A 21,591-nucleotide genomic window follows, 5' to 3' on the forward strand; every position below is an offset into this window, starting at 1 on the left:
TCTTCTGTAGTTCCGGTTTGTTTTTCCTCCAATTATCGGAGAATATGTGATTCCATCGGCGTATATCTTATTCCGTGGGTGATTTGTTCCGAATCCGTATCTGTGAATCCCAGATGACGGTAGAAGCTCCTTAATAGGGTAGGTGAGGTTTGATCAGTGACGTAAAGATGTGGATACGGCTTAATGGCAGCTTAATGGATTCATTTAGATAAATCTTGTTTCTGTCCGGACCGCAAAGCTCCATGTTATGTAAATCTATGAAGCTACAGACGAAGTATTAGTTTCTGGCACGGATAATCGAATACTGTCAATTTTTCATCATCCGTAAACCCGCAGGCATGATAACAAGCTCTTGCAGGAATCCCTTTGGGATCTCCATCCTGAAATGTGATTACCTCAATGATATCTCCCGCTGTAAACCATCGTGACATTTCCGAAATCAGCCTTTTCGCCACACCCCTTTTTCTGTACTTGGGATGGACAGCAAGAAAAGTCAGTTCTTTTTCTTTTTTAGAACACATAAGCAGACCTGCTATCCTGCCGTCTTCCGTCTCCACGATTGCTTCCTCATTGCTGACAGCATTGTGTACTGCCTCTAAAAATTCCTTTTCTTTGTACCCGGCGAAGTCATCTTTTACCAGTTCCATCATGGATAATATTTGACTTTCATCGCTCTTTACCGCATATCTGATCATTTTCTTACCTGCTTTCTGATTCTGCTGCTGAGTGATACGCAGCAAGCTGTATGTAGTATATTTTACTTTACTTTGTAGACTTTGATTTTGAATTTTCCGGTAAAATTATTACACTGTGCATTTAATGTATAGATATCTGTTTTTTCCAGGGTGTAAAACGTTTCTAATTCTTTTGCCTTATCTAATCGGTATACTTCCCTGCCCCCAGAATCATGCAGGATCATTTCCAATTCCCCCTCCTTTACATTAGATGCCAAGGAGAATTTTATTTTATCCCCTGCCTTCCCTGAAAATGAAATGGTGGAAGTTATGGTTTCCTGCTCTGTATAATTGCCATTTATGTTGCCTAATGATTTCGGGCGGGTCAGTAGGTAAATGCCTGTTATAAGAATAATTATACATATAGTGCTTATGGTTATGATTTTCTTTTTCAATTTTTTATACCTCATTTATGAATCATAGCTTTTACATAGAATTATTATCTTCCAGATTGCTCAATCCTCTTTAATATCACGACATGAATCAATAAAATCTTTACTCAATCCATGCTGCTGAAACAAAGTCAGTATTTTTTCATCTCTCAGTAAAGCATCCCTTATCAAATTGTATGTGCACTGATATTCGGGGGAATTATCATTTACCAAACCGTATTGTGATTGAATCAGTTCAAAATATGAGTGACCTTCGTTTAAAATTTTGCGCAGTTTTTCTCTATCATCTTGAATAATTTGTTAAAACACAACTCCATTTTCTCCAAACAACCCCGCAAAAATCAAGGCTTCCGCACGAGAAGCACGGCGGTTTCAACGTGCGGTGGAACGTATATTTTATACTACATGGCAAAAGTATTTCCATTACATAATGGTGGGATAAATTTCTTCATCAATTTTACCCCTCTTACCCCTTTTGAACGAAAATCACCCCTTTATTAATAAATTTGTCCCTTTCAATAACCCTCCCACAAAAATCACACTTTCTTTAAGTAAAGTAAAGTTATTTTGATTTTTCTTTATCATATTCCAATGCTCTGTACTCTCTTTGCAATTCCTGTAACAGCTCTTCTTCGCTTGGAAGGTATAGCTTATACTTTGACGCAAAAATCTGTATTTCATTTTCTGGCAATGTATACTTTACTACAGATTCACTTTTATCCGCACAAAGTACAATTCCTATCGGTGGATTATCCCCCTCATTCATCAATTCACGTTCGTAATAATGGACATACATCTGCATTTGTCCCAAATCCTGATGTGTCAAATCTCCGATTTTTAAATCAATTAATACAAAACATTTCAAAATATAATTATAAAAAACAAGATCTATTCGGAAATGCCGGCCATCAAATGTAATCCTCTTCTGTCTGGCAACAAAAGAAAATCCTCTCCCCAATTCTAAGAGAAACTTTTGCAAATGCGTTATCAATGCTTCTTCAAGATCACTCTCATAAAAATCGTCTTTTGGATTCAATCCCAGAAACTCTAAGACGTATGGATCGCGGATAATATCCTCTAGTACTTTTGCAGACTCCAATTTCTGGATTTCTTCCGAAACTTTTTCTTTATTTTGGCTGGATAACAGCCTTTCATAAAAGAAAGAATTAATTTGCCTTTCCAACTGCCGTGTACTCCAATTTGACTTTATTGCCTCTTCTATATAGAACTGGCGCGCGTTTTTATTTTCCACACGCATAAGCAGACGATAATGTGTCCAACTCAATTCGTCACGCAGTGCGTGACTATTTGGAAATGTCAGATAAAACTGTCTCATGTATTTAAGATTAGTCGGTGTAAAACCTTTACCAAAATCTACAGTCATTTGTTTGGATAATTCCGCTATTAATCTACTCCCATATTCTGCTTTTTCATAGCCATCCTGCTGTTCCACGATACTTTTCCCTATATTCCAATATGCTTCCACCATTGCAAAGTTTGCTGTTTGATATACTTTGTTTCTGGCTTCTAAAAGAATTTTTTTAATTTGTTCATAGAATTGTTGTTCCATGGCTTCTCCTTTTATCAAACTCTATCTTTATTCTTTGTATAAGATATGATAAACTCTCTAAAAATAAATTGCAAAATGGAAACAGTCTTTCTCATTTCCTAAAAACATACAATTATATTCTTCTTTTTTATAACCTATAGGACTATATGGGAGTTTTTGATAAGCCAATCCATAATTGTATTCCAAATCAGAACTATAGGTGGGAATCTTTGGTCTATGTAAAAAAGGAAAATAGCATAATCTGCTTTCATTTACAAGAGGATGTCCTCCACTTCCGATACCGAGTTGGATTATTTTTGAAATTGAACTCACACAATTAAACCATCCTAAGATAAACGCCACTTTCCCCTTATTACCATTATCAATTTCAGTTAATAACCAATCAAAATCATCTTGATATTCCTTCCATCTCTTACTTGCAGAATATTTACCCGAAGTCCCCTTCCAATTTTTCAAATATTTTACTTCTATCTTAAATTTTTTTGTCTCAATGCATAAATCATGGTTAACTTTTTTTGAAATACCTTTACATCCTTCTCCAACAGTGTAATGCACCATTTGCTTAAATGGATATCCAATCCTTACAATTATATCCATCTCATTAAATTTCGTATCAGCAATTTCTTTTAAATCCTTCTTACTATAATTTTGATATGAAGTATTTAAATCATCTATAATAAATAAACATGTTGATAATAAATACTGGTCAATATGTGGTTCCACCCTATTTATCCCCCTTTGCCTTATATGTTCTATTTATTACCTCTATTGTTTACACAATTCAAACTTCTAGGCATTAAAATATAGCGTTTAATATTTTATCTGAATTAACACAAAGAAATATTCTACATCAAGCCAAGATGTTAGAAATCTAATTATTATCAAATGATAATGAAGATGCCTGATATTATTATCACAATAATAGATCAGGCAACTATCCTCATTCAATATAAATAAAACTATTTTTTCAATCCACAGGGGTATGGGTATTTCTCCTGACATTTTTTATTATATCACTTTCACAATAAAATTCAATAGGTTTAATAGTTTTATATATAAACATTTGTGATGTTTTTCTGTTTAGAGAAATTGAAATATTCTAGCAAATCAATGAACGACTATAAGTAAATACAGATTTATTAAAAGAACACTTTTTATACCTCCCACCTTTTCTTTTTGATTTTATTTGCTATACAGTTTGTTCTTTTGCCAAATAGTAAAGGTTCTGCCGGATTGTATCTTATGTCCAACAAAACCCTCATTTTCAAACTCTCCGGCGTTATCCTCGTCCCCACTTATGGGGAAACTTATCCATCTCACTTCCCGTAAAAACACAATTCCATTTTCTCATATAATCCCGCACCCCCGCCTAGAATCAACCTTTCCGCACGAGAAGCACGGCGGTTTCCACATGCTCCGTCCAAGCAAACATATCATAAGGCACCGCCCTCACCGCCTCATACCCCTTCCTTACCAAATACCGCAGATCCCTTGCCAGAGTCTCCGGATTGCAGGAGATATACACCACCTTTTCCGGCCCCAGTTTCACCACAGAAGACAGAAAGGCTTCATCACTGCCAGCTCTGGGCGGGTCCATGAAAACCACGTCCGCCCGCTTTCCTTCTGCGGCCATCTGCACCATGAATGCCCCGGCATCTCCTTGGAATACCTTGAAATTTTTACTGCCATTTCTCTTTGCATTGATTCCCGCGTCGCGCACTGCATCCTTATTTAATTCCACACCGATCACTTCCTTCGCATGTTTAGATGCGATCAGGCCGATGGTACCAATACCGCAGTATGCGTCAATCACCCGCTCTTTGCCTGTAAGGCCCGCAAATTCCACAGCTTTCCCATACAGTTTTTCCGTCTGCACAGGATTCACCTGATAAAAAGAAGAAGGCGAGATGCGGAAAATACAGCCGCAGAGCTCATCCTCAATATATCCCTTTCCGTAAATGGTAATGTTCCTCTCCCCCAGCACCATGCTTGTCCGCCTATCATTCACATTCAAAATAACCGTTGTGATCTCCGGATGCAGTTTTCTCAGAGCCTTCACAAAATTATTCTTTGATGGAAAAATAGGTGAGACCAATACTAAAACCACCATAATTTCCCCACTTGTAAATCCCCTGCGCACCATGACATGCCGCAGAAGCCCGTATCCGCTGTCCTCATTATAAATCTTGATCTTAAATGACCTCAGAAGCCCCCGGATATCCCTCACAATGGCGTCTGCTTTCTCATCTTCGATGAGACAGTCATCCACAGGCACGACTCTGTGGGTTCCCTCCGCGTATTTTCCGGAAACAACACTTCCGTCCCGAAGATGCGCAAACGCAGCATGTATCTTATTCCTGTAATGATAAGGATTCTCCATCCCCACAATAGGCTCCACTTTGCAGATTCCTTTTAAAAGTTTCCGCACCTGTTTTTCTTTCATATCTGTCTGTTCTTTATAAGAAGTCCCCTTGCAGCTGCATCCTCCGCATTTTTTCACTACAGGACATTTTTTGATCTCCAATTTATTTGCCATACATAATAACCTTTCTTTCCTTTGCTTTTTCACCACGCAGTTCACATCCCTGCTGCTTTCCATCTATTATATCTGTTAATCTTGCCCGCGTCCATATAAAACAACGGCAGATTCCTCCGTATCACCGAAGGCCCCTGCCGTCTGCACTACTCCTCTTTCTCCAGCTGCCGTATCAGATATCTTCCCACAACTTTTGAAAATCCGTTCACATCATGGATATAAGCAAAATCCTTTCCAAAGATTTTCTTCTCTGCCGGCAAATCTTTTTCTTCCCCGGCAAAAACACCGAGAACACACACACCCTGGTTCCTCAGCCTCCGCACCTCAAAAGCGGTATCCGATATGGCGTATTTTCCCTGGTATGGCTGCGGATTTCTGGCGTTTGGGCGGTTCAGGATCACATCGTATGGCCGCCCGTCACTTAACACGATCAGTACCTTATGCTCCTCATCCCGGTTCAGCAATTCGTGACCCGCGGCTTTCAGAGCCAGACCGTCCCTGTTGTTGGAGGATGTAATATATTCAAAAATGTTGCTGTTTGCACTCCTGTCATCTTCATAACTGCGGAAACGCTGCATAATAGTGTAGTCCCAAAAAGTACAGAAACTCATGACCCGGTGAGGAATATTCACATTACTCAGTGCTTCGCTTAAAATGTAAGCCTGCATGGCAACCTGTCCCTGCCTGCTTCTCTGAGACCCGCTGGCGTCAATCAACACATCTACCACAAAATCACTGTTATCCTGCTTCAGCTCCCGCACAAAAAATTTTGCGTCCTGTGTCCTGCCGATCCGCCACAGACGGGAGGGAATGATCTTTCCTCTGTCTGAAAGCACTTCATCTGTTTCATCCCGCATGGTAAATGCCTTTTTCAGCATATCGGTGAGTGTCCAGATATTATTCTTCACCATCCTGTGATTGTTGTGGTAAGCATATAGATTTTTATCTTTCTGCTTTTTGGCGTATTCATATTGGTAATTGCGGAGAACGGGATTCTTTAAAACCCCCTCCGTAAAATACAGGCTGCAGTCCGCGTGGATACCTCTGCACAATAAATAATTCAGGCGTTTTTCCTCCGGCTCGGTCAAATAGGTCTTCCCGTAATTTCTCTGTACATAACTGTACATACGTTCCAGGGCTTTTTCGTCAACCAGCAGAATCTTTTTCTTATTGGTGCTCTCCTCTTCCCTGTCCTCCTCCTGTTCCTGTTGTTTTGCCTGCTCCATCATGTCCAGGTTTGTCATGCTTTCCGTCACTTTATCCAGATAAGCGGAAAAGGTCTCCTCCAAAGCCTCCTCCTCCAGATAATCTTTCCAGGAAAACTCTGTCAATTCCTCCAAAGTGACTGCCAGCACGCGCTCCAGAGAACCGTGCTGCTTTACAAACTGAGGGTCCACAATCTCATTATAAAGAAAATCCACTATCCGTATGACTTCCATGGTGTCCACAGCATTTTTCAGCTCATAAACTCTCTCCATAAAACCCCGAAGTCTGTTTGTGGCCGGTTCCTCCCCATTCAGAGCTTCCTTAAAAAGGGATATTTTCAGCCGGCCTGCCTCATACCCCACTAATTGGGAAAAATCCAGCTCCAAGGTGTCCTCAAAAGCTTTTGTCCTGATCTCCCCTACGCCTTCCCTCTCCTCCATGATGCGGTCACAGACCGCCCACTCAATACAAAGCTGTGCAAGGCTGATCAATTCCCCTTCCTGGGCGTGAAGGTATATTTTCTTAACCAGATACAGGGAAAGCTCTTCCCGGTCAAAATAGCGGGCAAAGGCGCCCTGTTTGATGCCGTCATAAAGGGCGATATACCTGGAACGCCGGAAACTCTCCAAATCCGGTTTTACATCCAGGGTATAGTCCCCGCTTACCGTCCACATCAGGTTGCGTATTCTGTTTTCCAGCTCCAGCTCAAACTCTTCTCTCATTGAAATACATCCCCTGTGGTCCAGGATTCCGGTATCCGTGTCATGACCACATCCTGGACAATCTCTTTTTCAAACACATCAAAACATTTGTTAACTACACCCATGCGCACCGCAAGCGCCGGATGGAGTCCACAGGAAACTGCCTTCAATGCTCCCAGCATTCCCCGCAGATCCAAAGACTTTGTGGTGATCTCACTGTTGCCTGCCTTTGTCTGTAAATCCATGAAAAGTCCGATCCACTGCTTCAGCGCATTTTCTTTGATCTGTGGAAATTTTCTGCGGAATATATATTCCAGGGTCTCCTCATTCTGAGGCGGCATGTCGATCACAAGGAAACGGGAAACCAGCGCCTCGTTCAACTCTTTTGTACCTGCATATCCGTAATTCATGGTTCCGATAAAACGTGCGGCGTCATGCAGATCTATCTTGTCATATCCCGGCACATCAATACAGCGCCTGTAATCCAAAGAAGCGTGAAGAACAGAAACCGCATCATTCTTTGCCATGTTGATCTCATCCAAAACCCCAAAGCCGCCGAATTCCGCGCATCGGTAAATACTTCCCTTGCGCAGTTCCACTTCATTATTCACAAAGGTGTCTGTGCCGATCAGATCACCGCTGTTGGTATTTACATGGAAGGAAACATTGTATACCGGCCTGGCGAAAATCCATGCCAGATTCTCTGCCAGCATATTTTTCCCTGTAGCCTTAGGACCTGTCAGAAGCAGGTTCTCCCCCTCCAAAAGTGCGGCAATACCCATTTCCAGCACTTCTCTGCCGTAAAATGGCATGTCCGGGCAGATCACGCGCCCTTTCGCCTCCTCCGCCACGTCATACCTTGACCGAAATTCCTCCACCCCGTCAATGAGGCCGCGGTCCACACCCTGTTCCCGTAAAAATTCCAATTCTTTATCCATTTTCAATTCCTCTCGTCTGCTCATTCTTCTCTTGCTTACTCTGCCCAAAGCGCAGCTTTTATAAATAATAACTCATTCTTGCTGTTCACTGACACGATCCCGGTTTCTCTTAACACGCATTCGCATCATTATCAAACACTTCCTATATCTAATATGGCACCTTCACTTTTATCTGATTATAGCATTTCATCTAACAGCCGTCTGTTGCATCTGCAACACCGCATTTTTATTATAACACAAAAGGTGCTCCGAATCTGCATCCGGAACACCTTTTCTGAATTATACATCAAACAGCAAATCCCCATAAGAAGGCATTGGCCACATATCTTTATCCACGATCATTTCCAGCTCATCCACCGGACGGCGCAGAGCCTCCATTGCGGGCATTACTTTCTCCCGGTAATAGAAGGCACGTTCTTTTCCTTCCTCCATGGCTGCGGCTGTTTTTGCCACCTCTTTTAAATGATTCAGAGCATCCCTGGTATCCTTCAGAAGGGCAGATGTATCCCTGAGCAGCTCTGTCTGCACATCCACATCCAGGATTCCTGCGGAAACCACGGCATTGATGGAATCTGCCAGATTCTTTGTATATCTGATCACTGCGGGGATGATCTGCTTACTGGCAATATCTATCATAGTCCTGGCCTCAATATTGATGGCTTTGGAATATGTCTCGTATTTAATCTCTTTTCTGGACTCCAGCTCTGCCTTTGTAAAGACGCCAAACTCCTCGAACAGACTCACAGACTCCTCATAAGTCAGAGCCTCCACAGCTTCCACCATGCATCCGATATTTGGAAGGCCTCTCTTTGCTGCCTCTTCCACCCATTCCTCAGAATATCCGTTGCCGTTAAACACGATTCTCTGATGCTGGGTGAAGTTCCTCTTGATCAGGTCATGGACCGCCATATCGAAGTCTTCCGCCTTTTCAAGCACATCACAGGCTTCCTTGAAGGACTGGGCCACAATGGTATTCAGCACCATATTGGCAGGGGCAATGGAATCCCTGGAACCAACCATACGGAATTCAAACTTATTACCGGTAAATGCAAAGGGTGAGGTCCTGTTCCTGTCTGTGGTATCACGCATAAACTCAGGAATAGATTTCACGCCTGTCTCCAGCTTCTCACTCTCAATACTGTGGTCAGCCATACCTGTTGTGATCAACTGATTCATAACATCCGTAAGCTGGTCACCCAAAAATACCGAGATAATAGCCGGGGGAGCCTCATTTGCCCCCAGACGATGGTCATTTCCCACATCCGCAGCAGATTCCCGAAGCAGAGCAGCGTGTCTGTCCACAGCCTTTAACACACAGCTTAAAACAAGAAGAAACTGGATATTCTGGTGGGGCGTAATGCCCGGGTCCAGCAGATTCACTCCGGTATCTGTAGTCAGAGACCAGTTGTTGTGCTTACCTGAACCATTCACACCGGCAAAAGGCTTCTCATGGAGCAGGCATTTCATTCCGTGCTGGGAAGCGATGCGCTTCAATGTCTGCATAATGATCTGATTGTGGTCAACTTCCACATTGACTTCCGCATAGATAGGTGCCAGCTCATGCTGTGCCGGAGCTGCCTCGTTATGCTGTGTCTTGGACGTAACACCCAGTTTCCACAGTTCCTCATTTACGTGCTTCATGTATGCAGATATTTTCTGCCGGATGGTTCCCAGATAATGGTCATCCATCTCCTGCCCCTTCGGAGGCATAGCGCCGAAAAGCGTGCGTCCCGTAAAGGTCAGGTCCTTTCTCTGCATAAAATTCTTATCACTCACCAGAAAATATTCCTGCTCCGCTCCCACGGAGGGGGTAACTTTCTTGGCCGTTGTATCACCGAAAAGGCGGATCAGGCGCAGTGCCTGTTTATTAATAGCCTGCATAGAACGCAGCAGCGGGGTTTTCTGATCAAGGGCTTCCCCTGTATAGGAACAGAACGCTGTAGGAATACAGAGTGTGGCACCTGCCGCATCATGCCTTACAAACGCCGGAGAAGTACAGTCCCAAACCGTATATCCTCTGGCCTCAAAGGTGGCGCGCAGTCCGCCGGACGGGAAGGAAGACGCGTCCGGTTCCCCTTTGATCAACTCTTTGCCTGAAAAACTCATCAGGACTTTCCCGCTAGGAAGCGGCGCAGTAATAAAAGAATCATGTTTCTCAGCAGTCACGCCCGTCAGCGGCTGAAACCAGTGAGTATAATGTGTTGCCCCTTTTTCCATAGCCCATTCTTTCATCTCATGGGCAATCACATCCGCGATCTCAGGGGACAGTTCTTTTCCCTCCAGGATTGCCTGTTTCAAATCCTTGTAAACCTTTTTCGGAAGACGCTGCTGCATGACCGTGTCATTAAACACATCCTCTCCGAAAATTTCAGCTACGTTTGTATACTCGCTCATATGTTTTTCCTTTCCTTACTGTGTTGCCCCATACTACATCTCTCCCAGGCCCCATATTTTTTCCCTTATAAGCCATACATCCCCGCACCTGAGAGCCGCGGAGATACCTAGTACAGCGTTGCATAAGTTCCAGTGATATAGCACCCGCTATTTACGCCAGTGCCGCGTTGCCGAAGCTAGTCGTAGGAACCGCGCTACGCCATCGCTTCGGCGCCTTACACTGACGAAAATATCAGGCACTCTATCACCGAAACTTACGCAATGCTGTACTAGTCATTGAAACTGTTTCTACGATACCGCAAAAACAGCCAAAAATCAAGAAAAAATTTATGATTTAGCCACGCAGGGAGCCAATAGCCAGCAAAAGAAGACACACTCCGCTGAGCCAGGACAAATCCCGGTTCAAAATGTGCCGGGTTCCGTGCCCAAGCATCCAGCCGGCCTCCATCACAACAATACCTGCCAGAAAAGAGCCAATAACCAGCAGCACCTGCCCGGACTGCACCAGCCCGGTCCCAATCCCCACTGCAATACTGTCAAGGGACAATATAAAAGCAAGCCCCAGACCTTCCAGCAGATTCAGCGCCTTCACCTTTTCCGACTCCGCTTCCCCTTTCTTCAAAAAATAGGAGAAAAGCCTGTAACATCCAATACCAAACAGCAGAAGAAACCCAAGCCTCCCCGTAACTCCTTCCGGAAGCAGCGAAGCCAGACGGCTTCCCATAAAAATGGCTGTACCTAAGATCGTACTCATCAGCAGGTTCATACAAACCACAATACCCAAAGGCATTTTAGTCTTACTAACCCCATAAGCAAAACTGACCACGAAAGAATCCATGGTCAGTGCAAGAATCAACAATATACCCTTTAAAACAGCTAGAGAATTCATTGCACACCTGATTAGTTTCTGTTTCTATTATAGTATTCCGGTGTGTGCAGAAATGGTATCCCTATACCTGCGTATTGATCAGAGGAACCGTATCATCCTCCGCGATCATGATCTGTACCGCATGTTTCATATTTGTAATCTCCACCTCCCTGTGTTCGCCTCCAAATTCCCCATCCAGAGTCCAGGAAACAGGTCCCTCGCAGGAAATTTTCAGTGATGACGTCTTAAACGACTCGATCAGCTTTGTATCCGCTCCTCCCAGCAGAGATGCAATGATCTCATTCAGTTCCAATATATTTTTAGGTCTGTGTACCAGCATAACCTCAAACACCCCGTCATCCAGCATCACATCCGGCCCTGTCAGCTTCCGGAATCCGCCCACGGAGGTAGCATTACTCACCATCCCAAAAATAAACTCCCCATCCATGGCACATTCCCGGCTTTCAATCCTCATATTATAAGATCTGATATTAAACAACCTCTGCGTTCCTTCTAATATATAAGCCGCATGTCCCAAAATATTCTTCAGATCCTGGTTCGTCTCATAAGAAACATCTGTAAACAGCCCAAACGCCGCAATATACACAAAAAAGTCATCATTAAACTTCCCCACATCAAAAGCGTGAGCCCTTCCCTCCACAATATCCACAGCCGCCTCCAGCATATTTTTAGACACATGCAGGCTGTTAGCAAAGTCATTCGTACTCCCCGCAGGAATATACCCCACCGGCGTAGAATGCCCCCCTTCCATGATCCCCGTCACGATCTCATCCAAGGTCCCATCTCCTCCGCTGGTAACCAGCAGATCATACTCCCCGCCCTTACGCCGGGCCACTCTCTGTCCATCCCTGTAAGCCTGCGTAGGATGCACGGTCACCTCATACCCAGCCTTCACAAATATATCTAAAATATCCACCAGCCGGTTCTTAATACTCCCCTTCCCAGCCCTAGGATTAAAAATAAACAACATCCTCTTACCCATAACCAATCCTCCCTTTCCATCTCAGCTTATTTTACTACCGAACCCCCAAATATACAACCCACATTTCCCACCACCATCTTTTCCCTCCCCCAACTTTTCCCCAACACGACGCTCTTTCAACATCTATTCCTCCCGCACGATGCTCTTTCAACATTTCTTACCCAACACGACGCCCTTTCAACATCTATTCCCCCGCACGACGCTCTTTCAACATTTCTTCTCCAACACGACACCCTTTCAACATCTATTCCCCTGCACGACGCTCTTTCAACATTTCTTACCCAACACGACACCCTTTCAACATCTATTCCTTCCGCACGACGCTCTTTCAACATTTCTTCCCTAACACGACGCCCTTTCAACATCTATTCCCCCCGCATGACGCTCTTTAACCATCTCTTCCCCAACACGACGCCCTCTCTACATCTGTTTCCCCCGCATGACCCTCTTTCAACATTTCTTCCCCAACACGACACCCTTTCAACATCTATTCCCCCCGCGCGACGCTCTCAGGGGAACCCGCGGCAGGGTGTGGCAGAGGTAATATCCTGTGAACGGTGTTCACGGAGCGCCTGGGAGATCCACCTGCCTCAGTCGCTTAATGAGGAAGCCATTGCTGACGAGTTTAGCGAATGAGAGCAGGTTAGCTCCCTGGCAAGCGCAGTGCACCGTTCACAGGATATTACCTCTGCCACACCCTGCCGCGGGTTCCCCGTCCCCCCCACACACAAAAAAAGACCCCCAGGTTCCCCCAGAGGCCCAAAAATCCATATTAAACTAATTCCAATACAACTTCCATAGCAGCATCGCCCTTACGCGGTCCGATCTTAACGATTCTGGTATAACCACCATTACGATCAACATACTTCGGAGCAATCTCAGTAAACATTTTCTCAACCATGTCCACATTCTTGGTATTCTTCTTCTTACCAGCAGCTGCAGCCGGAACTTCCTTTACAGGATAGAAAACTTTTAACATCTGTCTTCTTGCATGTAATCTGGAAGGAGCATCTTTTTTGATCTCCTTTTCCACTTCGTCATATACGGTAACTTTCTTACCGTCAACAACTTCTTTTACTCTCTTTCCGTCAGCATCTTTGCGCGGAACCTTTGCCATAACTTTAACTGTCTCAAAGTTGTCTTTTTCTTTCACTGCCATAGCGATCAATCCGTCAGCAATCTTGCGAACTTCTTTCGCTCTGGTCTCAGTGGTAACGATTTTTCCGTGGTATAACAGGTTTGTCACCTGATTTCTCAGTAATGCTTTTCTCTGATCAGATGTCTTGCCTAATTTTCTATATTTTGCCATCTCAATATTTCCTCCATTTGTGGAACAATATGCCATGCTTCTTCGGTCTTACTGACATACTGCTTTTTGCCCATAAATTCTTATCAGAGGCTTACTCCTCGCTGGGATTTAACTGTAAGCCCAATTCTTTCAGCTTCGCAAGCACTTCTTCCAGAGATTTACGACCCAGGTTACGGACCTTCATCATATCCTCAGAAGTACGGTTGCAAAGTTCTTCTACTGTATTGATACCAGCACGTTTTAAGCAGTTGTAGGAACGAACGGACAGCTCCAGTTCATCGATATTCATCTCAAGAACTTTTTCTTTCTCGTCATCTTCCTTCTCGATCATGACTTCTGCAGTCTTTGCACTTTCAGAAAGGTCAATAAAGAGGCTTAAATGCTCGCTCAGTACTTTAGCCGCAAGGCTGACTGCCTCATCGGCGTCCAGGGTACCATTGGTGTAAATATCCAGTGTCAGTTTATCAAAGTCAGTAACCTGACCGACACGGGTATTTTCAACAGTCATGTTCACACGCTCTACCGGAGTATAAATTGCATCAACAGCAATCACACCAATCGGCATATCGTCTGTTTTTCCTTTGTCAGCGCTGACATATCCGCGACCCTTGGTAATTGTCAGTTCTGCATTGAATTTGCATCCTGTGCCGCCGTTTAAGGTGGCAATTACCTGTTCTGGGTTCAGGACTTCGATATCCTGGTCTACCTGGATATCTGCGCCTGTGACAACACCTTCGCCTTCAAACTCGATATAAGCGGTCTTGGGTTCTGTGCTGTCGCTTGTGTTCTTGATCGCCAGGTTTTTCAGATTCATGATGATCTGTGTCACATCCTCTTTTACACCCGGAATCGAACTGAATTCGTGCAGAACGCCGTCAATCTTGACCTGGCTCACTGCAGCACCCGGCAAAGAAGAAAGCATAATTCTTCTTAAAGAGTTGCCAAGAGTGATACCATATCCTCTCTCCAGTGGTTCCACAACGAATTTCCCATATCTCTTATCATCAGACATTTCTGTGATTTGAATTTTGGGTTTGTTAAAATCGAACATGCAAAGCCCTCCTTGCTACGTGCATATTACTTAGAATACAACTCGACGATTAACATCTCGTCAACAGGAACGTCGATTTCCTCTCTTGTCGGAAGTGCTTTTACTTCACCTTTCAGATTCTCCTGGTCCATATCTAACCAAGCCGGTACAAGACGTCCGCCTGTTGCTTCCAGTACGTCTTTATATCTCTGAGAAGATTTGCATTTTTCTTTGATTTCGATTGTATCTCCGGCTTTTACCAGGTAAGACGGAATGTTTACCTGTTTGCCGTTTACCATTACGTGTTTATGGTCAACGATCTGTCTTGCTTCTCTTCTGGTCCTTGCTAATCCCATACGGAAGATTACATTGTCCAGACGTGTCTCCAGCATGATCATCAGGTTTTCACCTGTCTGGCCCTGTTTCTGGTCCGCCTTCACATAGTAGTTACGGAAAGGTTTCTCCAGAACGCCGTAGATGAATTTAGCTTTCTGTTTTTCTCTTAACTGAAGTCCGTACTCAGACATTTTTCTGTTTGCTCTTCTTAACTGTCTGGTGGATTTCTTGTCAATTCCCATATATACCGGATCCAGACCCAGGGATCTGCATCTTTTCAGAACTGGTACTCTATTTACTGCCATGATTTCTTAACCTCCTAATTAGACTCTTCTACGTTTTGGTGGACGGCATCCGTTGTGCGGAACCGGTGTTACGTCACGAATACTTGTAACTTCCAGACCACAAGCTGAGAGCGCACGGATTGCTGCTTCTCTTCCTGATCCCGGTCCTTTTACGAAAACGTCAACAGTCTTCAGACCATGAACTAACGCTGCTTTTGTAGCAGTCTCTGCAGCCATCTGTGCTGCATACGGAGTAGATTTCCTTGAACCTTTAAATCCCAGACCACCGGCACTTGCCCATGATAAAGCATTTCCTTCAGCATCTGTCAATGTTACGATCGTGTTGTTGAAAGATGACTGGATATGTGCCTGTCCGCGTTCAACGTTTTTCTTAATACGCTTTTTTGTCACTTTTTTTGTAACTTTAGCCATTTTTAAACTAACCTACTTTCTCACTTAATCAAAAAATTATCATGTTTCTTATATCAACCGCAGAAAGCACGCCGGGCGTTCTTTCCATTGTCATAAATTATTTTTTCTTGTTAGCAACAGTTCTCTTCGGGCCTTTTCTGGTTCTAGCATTTGTCTTAGTCTTCTGTCCACGAACCGGAAGTCCTTTTCTGTGACGGATTCCTCTGTAGCATCCGATCTCCTGTAATCTCTTGATGTTCAGAGCGATTTCTCTTCTCAGATCACCCTCTACATTGATATTCAGTTCATCGATTGCATCACGGATCTTTCCTACTTCTTCGTCAGTTAAATCCCTGCAGCGAGTGTCAGGGTTTACACCTGCCTCTACTAAGATACGGTCAGCACTTGTTCTACCAATTCCGTAGATATAAGTCAGACCAATTTCAACACGTTTTTCTCTTGGTAAGTCTACACCAGCTATACGAGCCATGTACTTGTTCCTCCATTGTTCTTAAATAAATATTGTTCCTAATTGGGACACATAAAAATGACGGGTCTCTATGCATCCAGCCGCAAAATAAAATTTTACGCAGCCTTTCCGCCACGGCAGTGTGACGGTATTAAGCAATATTCTGCAATCGTCCTCTCGGCAGGACGACAAACGTGATATATTACTATATTTGATCAGTACGAACAACGCAACCGCGCGTTTCATACTGCAGCCGCACTAAAATAATTCACACAAATCACATCCATCAAACATTCACTCTAATCTCACACCTATCTGACAGGCATTCCATAAGAGTCTCATGCTTAACCCTGACGCTGTTTGTGTTTCGGGTTTTCACAGATAATTCTGATACTGCCTTTTCTTTTGATGACCTTGCATTTTTCGCAAATCGGTTTTACAGATGATCTTACCTTCACGGATAACCCTCCTTTCTGAATTTCTCTGCACATGGGCATAAAAAGTCCACGTACGAGCACAAAAGTACGTTTTTAATGATAACACTCTTTTTACAAGAACGCAAGCACTTTTTTAAATTTTAACCCCATTTTCTCTCCCTATTCACTCCCCTATAAATCTTCTCCAAAAAACCTCCCCAAAAACCCATTCCTTCTATATTATATTCCATCGCTTCCCAACCCCTCCGGCCCCCGGCTCCACTGCAAACAACCTGTATCCTAATTTTCAAGAACATCGACCATCATCTTATACTAACTCTTCTGAGTACACCAGCCGCATTCTTATACTACCTTTTCTAAGAGCGACCGCCGCCTTCTTATACTATCTCTTCCAAGAGCGACAGCCACCTTCTTATACTACCTCTTCTAAGAGCACCAGCCGCCTTCTTATACTATTTCCTCTGAGAGCGACAACCGCATTCTTATACTACCTCCTCTAGAGCGACAGCCACCTTTTCTTATACTATCTCTTATGAGAGCGACAGCCGCCTTTCTTATACTACCTTTTCCGAGAGCGACAGCCGCCTTTTATACTATCACACCAGAGAACAATAGCCAGTCTCTTCTTATACTATCGCATCAGAGAAACCAGGGGAGGCCGTAGGAGGCAGGGGAGGGAGAGGGATTGGGGGGAGCGGCGTTTCACGGAGCGTCTGGGAGATCCACCTGCCCCAGTCACTTAATGAAGAAGCCACTGCTGATGAATTTAGTGAATGGGAGCAGGTTAGCTCCCTGACAAGCGCAGTGCGCCGCTCCCCCCAATCCCTCTCCCTCCCCTGCCTCCTACGGCCTCCCCGTCCGCCCTATACCCAAAAAACGTTCTCCCCGCCCACCCTATACCCCCAAAAACGTTCTCCCCATCCGCCCTAAATACAAAAAAGCAGAGACACGCCTCCCATCAGAAGCCCGCATCTCCACTCCAATTCCAATTCCGAAACTATTCCTACTTGTCTCTCCAGATAATCCTGCCCTTACTCAGATCATACGGTGACATCTCAATCGTAACCTTATCACCCGGAAGAATCCTAATAAAATTCATCCTCAGCTTCCCACTGATATGCGCCAAAATCACATGCTTATTCTCCAATTCCACCTTAAACATAGCATTCGGCAACTTTTCCAGCACTGTTCCTTCTACTTCAATTACATCTGCCTTTGACATAAATCAAACCTCCTGTTTACTCCTATATTCTTTGATCACTCTCTTGATAATTTCATTCTTCAACTCCCCAGTCTCACTGAGATTCCTCTCAATTTCCGGGGAAATCCTGCGGTTAATCCGGACATGCCTCAATTTCTTCTTCTTGGGATGCTCACAAGTCCTAAGCGTTCCGTCAGCCAGATAGACATATCCGTCCTCCGCCCTGACGATGATATAATATCTGCCGGTATCATGGCCAGCCATGGAAACGGCTGCCATTCCTGTTCTTACCTCGCTCATAGGGTCACCTACTCACTCAAGGTCAGTATTTCCGGCTCGCCGTCTGTGATGAGAATGGTATTTTCATAATGGGCTGACAGGGAACCATCCTCTGTCACCACAGTCCAGTCATCATCCAGCCAAACCACATCGGCTCTGCCTTCATTAATCATCGGTTCGATCGCAAGAGTCATACCTGCCTGAAGTCTCAGCCCTCTGCGCTTCTGACGGAAATTCGGTATCTGCGGGTCCTCGTGCAGGCTTGTGCCGATTCCATGTCCGACCAAATCCCTGACTACACCGTAACCGAATTTCTCCGCATATGCGCCGATGGCTGCGGAGATTTCATATAAATGCTGTCCTGCCCTGGCATACTTGATTCCTTCAAAGAAACTCTGTCTGGTCACATCTATGAGCTTCTGTGCCTCCGGTGCGATTTCACCCACCGCATGCGTACGCGCCGCATCTGAGTGATATCCTTTGTAGATCAATCCGGCGTCAAGGCTCACAATATCCCCATCCTGGAGAATATGGTCCTTGCGCGGGATCCCATGTACTACCTCATCATTGACAGAGACACAGATAGAAGCCGGATATCCGTTATAGTTGAGGAAATTCGGTATACAGCCCATCTCACGGATAAGCTTTTCTCCATACTGGTCAATGTCGAGTGTGGAAATACCCGGACGGATAAAATCCCTCAGCTCGTCGTGTACCTTTTCCAGAAGCCTTCCGGCCTCTCTCATAAGTTCAATTTCGTTGGCAGTTTTTATCGATACTGACATTTTTTACGCTCCTAATATTTTGACGATCGCCTGGAACACATCTTCCATATCAACGGTTCCGTCAACCTGTTTTAATACACCGGACTTGGTATAGTAGTCAATCAGGGGCTGTGTCTGGTCATGATATACTGTGAGACGTTTTAAAACAGTCTCCGGTTTATCATCATCCCTCAGGATCAGCTTCTCACCGCAGATATCACATACATCCTCTGTTTTCGGGGGATTGTACTTGATGTGGTAAGTAGCGCCGCATCCTACACACGCTCTTCTGCCTGACATACGGTTCACAATATTCTCATCCGGAACATCCACATCAATGGCATAATCCACCTTCTGGCCTACTTTAGCCAGTGCTGCGTCCAGACTCTCTGCCTGGGGAATGGTTCTGGGGAATCCATCCAGCACATAACCATTCTCACAGTCATCCTGTGCCACTCTGTCCACTACCAGGTCCACAACCAGTTCATCCGGAACCAGCAGTCCCTGATCCATAAAGGTTTTTGCCTTTTTACCCAGCTCTGTTCCGTTCTTGATATTTGCACGGAAGATATCTCCCGTGGAGATGTGCGGAACCTGGTATTTCTCGGCAATCTTTTTGGCCTGTGTTCCTTTTCCTGCGCCCGGCGCGCCTAACATAATAATCTTCATACTTTTTCCCCTTTCGTAAATACCCTGTATCCTTAAGAGTATACCGAAGAATCCCCGCACTGCTAAATCTGTACCACAGGCAAGATCTCCGGCATTTCTCTAAAAGGCTGGAATTTTACTGCTTTAAAAACCAGTCTGTCATAAACAAGCCCGTATTACAATGCCCCTGCCGCTCTGCGGCATATGCCCATGAGACACTGTGCAGACCCCCCGAAGGGTGATGTCCTTATATAGCATTTTAGTGCACCCACAAAAGTGGGTACACTTAAATCATATATGCTTATTCACTTAAAAATCCCTTGTAGTTACGAACCAGCATACGGGACTCAACCTGCTTGATCGTCTCCAGGACAACGCCCACCACAATGATGATGGATGTACCGCCGAAGGAAACATTTGCACCGAACACACCATTAAAGAAGAATGGGATGACGGCTACAATTACCAGGCCTGTGGCACCGATGAAGATAATGTAACTTAAAATCTTCTCCAGATACTCCTGTGTCGGCTTACCGGGACGGATACCCGGAATAAAACCGCCCTGTTTTTTCATGTTATCCGCAACTTCCATCGGGTTGAAGGTGATGGATGTATAGAAATAAGCAAAGAAAATAACAAGAACGATATAAACTACCAGACCAACGGAATAAACCGGCTCCTCTGGCTTGAACCAGTTGCTTGAAGTCAGACCTTTTAAAATCTTGCTTCCGATTCCCGTACCGCCGCCCTTACCCAGGAAGCTTGCGATGACTACCGGGAAAGACATAAGGGAGGATGCAAAGATAATGGGGATAACGCCGGCAGTGTTTACCTTTAAAGGAATCGCACTGGACTGTCCGCCCATCATTTTTCTTCCTACCATCTTCTTGGAATACTGGACCGGAATCTTCCGCTCTCCACCGTTCAGGATAAGTACCAGTACCACTACCACTACAATGATGGCCATGATAATGATAGCTGCCAGACCGCCTCTGGCGATGGTTTTCCCTTTTACGAACTTCTCGAACAGGGATGCCAGATCGCTGGGAATTCTGGATACAATGTTGATCATCAGGACAATAGAGATACCGTTGCCCACACCTTTTTCAGTGATCTGCTCACCAATCCACATCAGCATTGCGGAACCGCCGGTTAATGTTACCACTGCAACTACAATACTGGTGAAATTCATCTCTGTCAGCCAGCCGCGGTTACCGAATCCGATTACCATAGCAACAGACTGGAACAGAGCCAGACCTACAGTCAGATAACGGGTGATGGCAGTCATTTTCTTCCTACCCTCTTCTCCGTCACGCTGCATTTCTTCCAATTTCGGAATGGCAATTGTCAGAAGCTGAATAATGATAGATGATGTGATATATGGCGTAATACTCAACGCAAAGATAGACATCTGTTCAAATGAACCGCCTGTAAATGCATTGAAGAAATTGAACGCATCATTAGACTGGCTGGCAAACAGGTTCTTAAAAAAGTCCCTGTCTACGCCCGGAATTGGCAGCTGAGAGCCAATCCGGACAATAACCAGCATTAACAATACATAATAAATTCGACGTCTTACATCTTTTATTTTAAAAGCGTTCCTAAGAGTCTCAAGCATTAAATCACCTCGACTGTTCCACCTGCAGCTTCGATTTTAGTTTTAGCGGTTTCGCTTACAGCATTAACCTTTAAATTGATCTTCTTTGTGATCTCACCGTTTCCGAGAATCTTAACGCCGTCACCAAGACGGGAAATAGCTCCGGATGCCAGTAAAGCTGCCGGTGTTACTTCTGCTCCATCCTCGAATCTGTTTAACTCGCTGACATTGATCGCTACGATGTCTTTGGAGTTTCTGCATTTGAAGCCTCTCTTAGGAAGTCTTCTGTATAAAGGCATCTGACCGCCTTCAAATCCCGGTCTCTTAGCTCCGGAACGGGCTTTCTGTCCTTTATGGCCTTTACCTGCGGTCTTACCGTTTCCTGAACCGTGACCACGGCCTCTTCTGAAGTTGTCGCTCTGTCTGGAGCCTTCAGCTGGTTTTAAATTTGATAAATCCATGACTGCACCTCCTTCTTCAATGA

The 21,591-nt window shown here is 44.5% G+C and carries 23 protein-coding genes; all 23 read right to left on the reverse strand.

Translation table 11 applies throughout. The annotated features are described in order from the left end of the window. Positions 1–32 precede the first annotated feature (32 nt). The 23 genes from CI595_RS27300 to rplO all read right to left on the reverse strand — a co-directional run bounded on the left by CI595_RS27300 (position 33) and on the right by rplO (position 21,568). Complete coding sequence (locus tag CI595_RS27300) at positions 33–185, reverse strand: GNAT family N-acetyltransferase (protein WP_095172398.1); 153 nt, start codon at positions 183–185, stop codon at positions 33–35. A 78-nt stretch (positions 186–263) separates the two neighbouring features. Next, positions 264–695: a GNAT family N-acetyltransferase gene (locus CI595_RS05090; RefSeq protein WP_095172185.1), complete on the reverse strand. Its 432-nt coding sequence runs from the start codon at positions 693–695 to the stop codon at positions 264–266. 62 nt (positions 696–757) lie between these two features. Next, a complete protein-coding gene (locus CI595_RS05095; protein ID WP_095172399.1) occupies positions 758–1,129 on the reverse strand; it encodes a hypothetical protein in 372 nt (123 codons plus the stop codon). 559 nt (positions 1,130–1,688) lie between these two features. Beyond that, entirely contained in the window at positions 1,689–2,696 is a 1,008-nt protein-coding gene (locus CI595_RS05100) for a PDDEXK nuclease domain-containing protein (RefSeq protein WP_095172186.1), read from the reverse strand. A gap of 57 nt (positions 2,697–2,753) precedes the next feature. Beyond that, on the reverse strand, positions 2,754–3,419 hold the full coding sequence (locus CI595_RS05105) for a hypothetical protein (RefSeq protein WP_095172187.1): 666 nt from the start codon (positions 3,417–3,419) through the stop codon (positions 2,754–2,756). 652 nt (positions 3,420–4,071) lie between these two features. Then, the gene (gene rlmD, locus CI595_RS05110; protein WP_095172400.1) at positions 4,072–5,232 is read right to left on the reverse strand and encodes a 23S rRNA (uracil(1939)-C(5))-methyltransferase RlmD; all 1,161 of its coding nucleotides are present in this window, start codon (positions 5,230–5,232) and stop codon (positions 4,072–4,074) included. Positions 5,233–5,378: 146 nt separating this feature from the next. Next, the gene (locus CI595_RS05115; RefSeq protein ID WP_095172188.1) at positions 5,379–7,160 is read right to left on the reverse strand and encodes a cobaltochelatase CobT-related protein; all 1,782 of its coding nucleotides are present in this window, start codon (positions 7,158–7,160) and stop codon (positions 5,379–5,381) included. Continuing rightward, positions 7,157–8,077 (reverse strand): AAA family ATPase, encoded by a 921-nt coding sequence (locus tag CI595_RS05120; RefSeq protein WP_095172189.1) that lies wholly within the window; start codon positions 8,075–8,077, stop codon positions 7,157–7,159. The genes CI595_RS05115 and CI595_RS05120 overlap by 4 nt, the downstream gene beginning before the upstream one ends. A 279-nt stretch (positions 8,078–8,356) precedes the next feature. Further along, a complete protein-coding gene (locus CI595_RS05125) occupies positions 8,357–10,471 on the reverse strand; it encodes a glutamine synthetase III family protein (RefSeq protein WP_095172190.1) in 2,115 nt (704 codons plus the stop codon). 334 nt (positions 10,472–10,805) lie between these two features. After that, positions 10,806–11,360 (reverse strand): manganese efflux pump MntP, encoded by a 555-nt coding sequence (locus CI595_RS05130; RefSeq protein ID WP_065543173.1) that lies wholly within the window; start codon positions 11,358–11,360, stop codon positions 10,806–10,808. Between the two features lie 61 nt (positions 11,361–11,421). After that, entirely contained in the window at positions 11,422–12,342 is a 921-nt protein-coding gene (locus CI595_RS05135) for a diacylglycerol/lipid kinase family protein (protein ID WP_095172191.1), read from the reverse strand. 772 nt (positions 12,343–13,114) lie between these two features. After that, complete coding sequence (locus CI595_RS05140; protein ID WP_095172192.1) at positions 13,115–13,651, reverse strand: bL17 family ribosomal protein; 537 nt, start codon at positions 13,649–13,651, stop codon at positions 13,115–13,117. A gap of 91 nt (positions 13,652–13,742) precedes the next feature. Beyond that, the gene (locus CI595_RS05145) at positions 13,743–14,702 is read right to left on the reverse strand and encodes a DNA-directed RNA polymerase subunit alpha (RefSeq protein WP_018595063.1); all 960 of its coding nucleotides are present in this window, start codon (positions 14,700–14,702) and stop codon (positions 13,743–13,745) included. A gap of 26 nt (positions 14,703–14,728) precedes the next feature. Further along, positions 14,729–15,322, reverse strand: a complete 594-nt coding sequence (rpsD, locus tag CI595_RS05150) for a 30S ribosomal protein S4 (protein ID WP_065543176.1) — start codon at positions 15,320–15,322, stop codon at positions 14,729–14,731. Positions 15,323–15,340: 18 nt separating this feature from the next. Next, entirely contained in the window at positions 15,341–15,733 is a 393-nt protein-coding gene (rpsK, locus tag CI595_RS05155; RefSeq protein WP_018595061.1) for a 30S ribosomal protein S11, read from the reverse strand. 97 nt (positions 15,734–15,830) lie between these two features. After that, positions 15,831–16,202, reverse strand: a complete 372-nt coding sequence (gene rpsM, locus CI595_RS05160; RefSeq protein ID WP_095172193.1) for a 30S ribosomal protein S13 — start codon at positions 16,200–16,202, stop codon at positions 15,831–15,833. A gap of 323 nt (positions 16,203–16,525) precedes the next feature. Continuing rightward, positions 16,526–16,639, reverse strand: coding sequence for a 50S ribosomal protein L36 (rpmJ, locus tag CI595_RS05165; RefSeq protein ID WP_003022746.1), 114 nt, complete (start codon positions 16,637–16,639; stop codon positions 16,526–16,528). A gap of 982 nt (positions 16,640–17,621) precedes the next feature. Beyond that, the gene (gene infA / locus CI595_RS05170) at positions 17,622–17,840 is read right to left on the reverse strand and encodes a translation initiation factor IF-1 (protein ID WP_003022750.1); all 219 of its coding nucleotides are present in this window, start codon (positions 17,838–17,840) and stop codon (positions 17,622–17,624) included. A gap of 3 nt (positions 17,841–17,843) precedes the next feature. After that, positions 17,844–18,119 (reverse strand): KOW domain-containing RNA-binding protein, encoded by a 276-nt coding sequence (locus tag CI595_RS05175; protein ID WP_095172194.1) that lies wholly within the window; start codon positions 18,117–18,119, stop codon positions 17,844–17,846. Positions 18,120–18,127: 8 nt separating this feature from the next. Next, positions 18,128–18,883 carry a type I methionyl aminopeptidase gene (gene map / locus CI595_RS05180; RefSeq protein WP_095172195.1) on the reverse strand — a complete coding sequence of 252 codons (756 nt, stop codon included), beginning with the start codon at positions 18,881–18,883 and terminating at the stop codon, positions 18,128–18,130. Positions 18,884–18,886: 3 nt separating this feature from the next. Continuing rightward, positions 18,887–19,531, reverse strand: coding sequence for an adenylate kinase (locus CI595_RS05185; RefSeq protein WP_095172196.1), 645 nt, complete (start codon positions 19,529–19,531; stop codon positions 18,887–18,889). 280 nt (positions 19,532–19,811) lie between these two features. Beyond that, entirely contained in the window at positions 19,812–21,128 is a 1,317-nt protein-coding gene (gene secY, locus CI595_RS05190; RefSeq protein ID WP_095172197.1) for a preprotein translocase subunit SecY, read from the reverse strand. After that, positions 21,128–21,568 (reverse strand): 50S ribosomal protein L15, encoded by a 441-nt coding sequence (gene rplO, locus CI595_RS05195; RefSeq protein WP_018597912.1) that lies wholly within the window; start codon positions 21,566–21,568, stop codon positions 21,128–21,130. Before rplO ends, secY begins: the two co-directional genes overlap by 1 nt. Positions 21,569–21,591 lie beyond the last annotated feature (23 nt).

This window comes from Blautia hominis, from assembly GCA_002270465.1.
GTDB classification, from domain to species: Bacteria; Bacillota; Clostridia; order Lachnospirales; family Lachnospiraceae; genus Blautia; species Blautia hominis.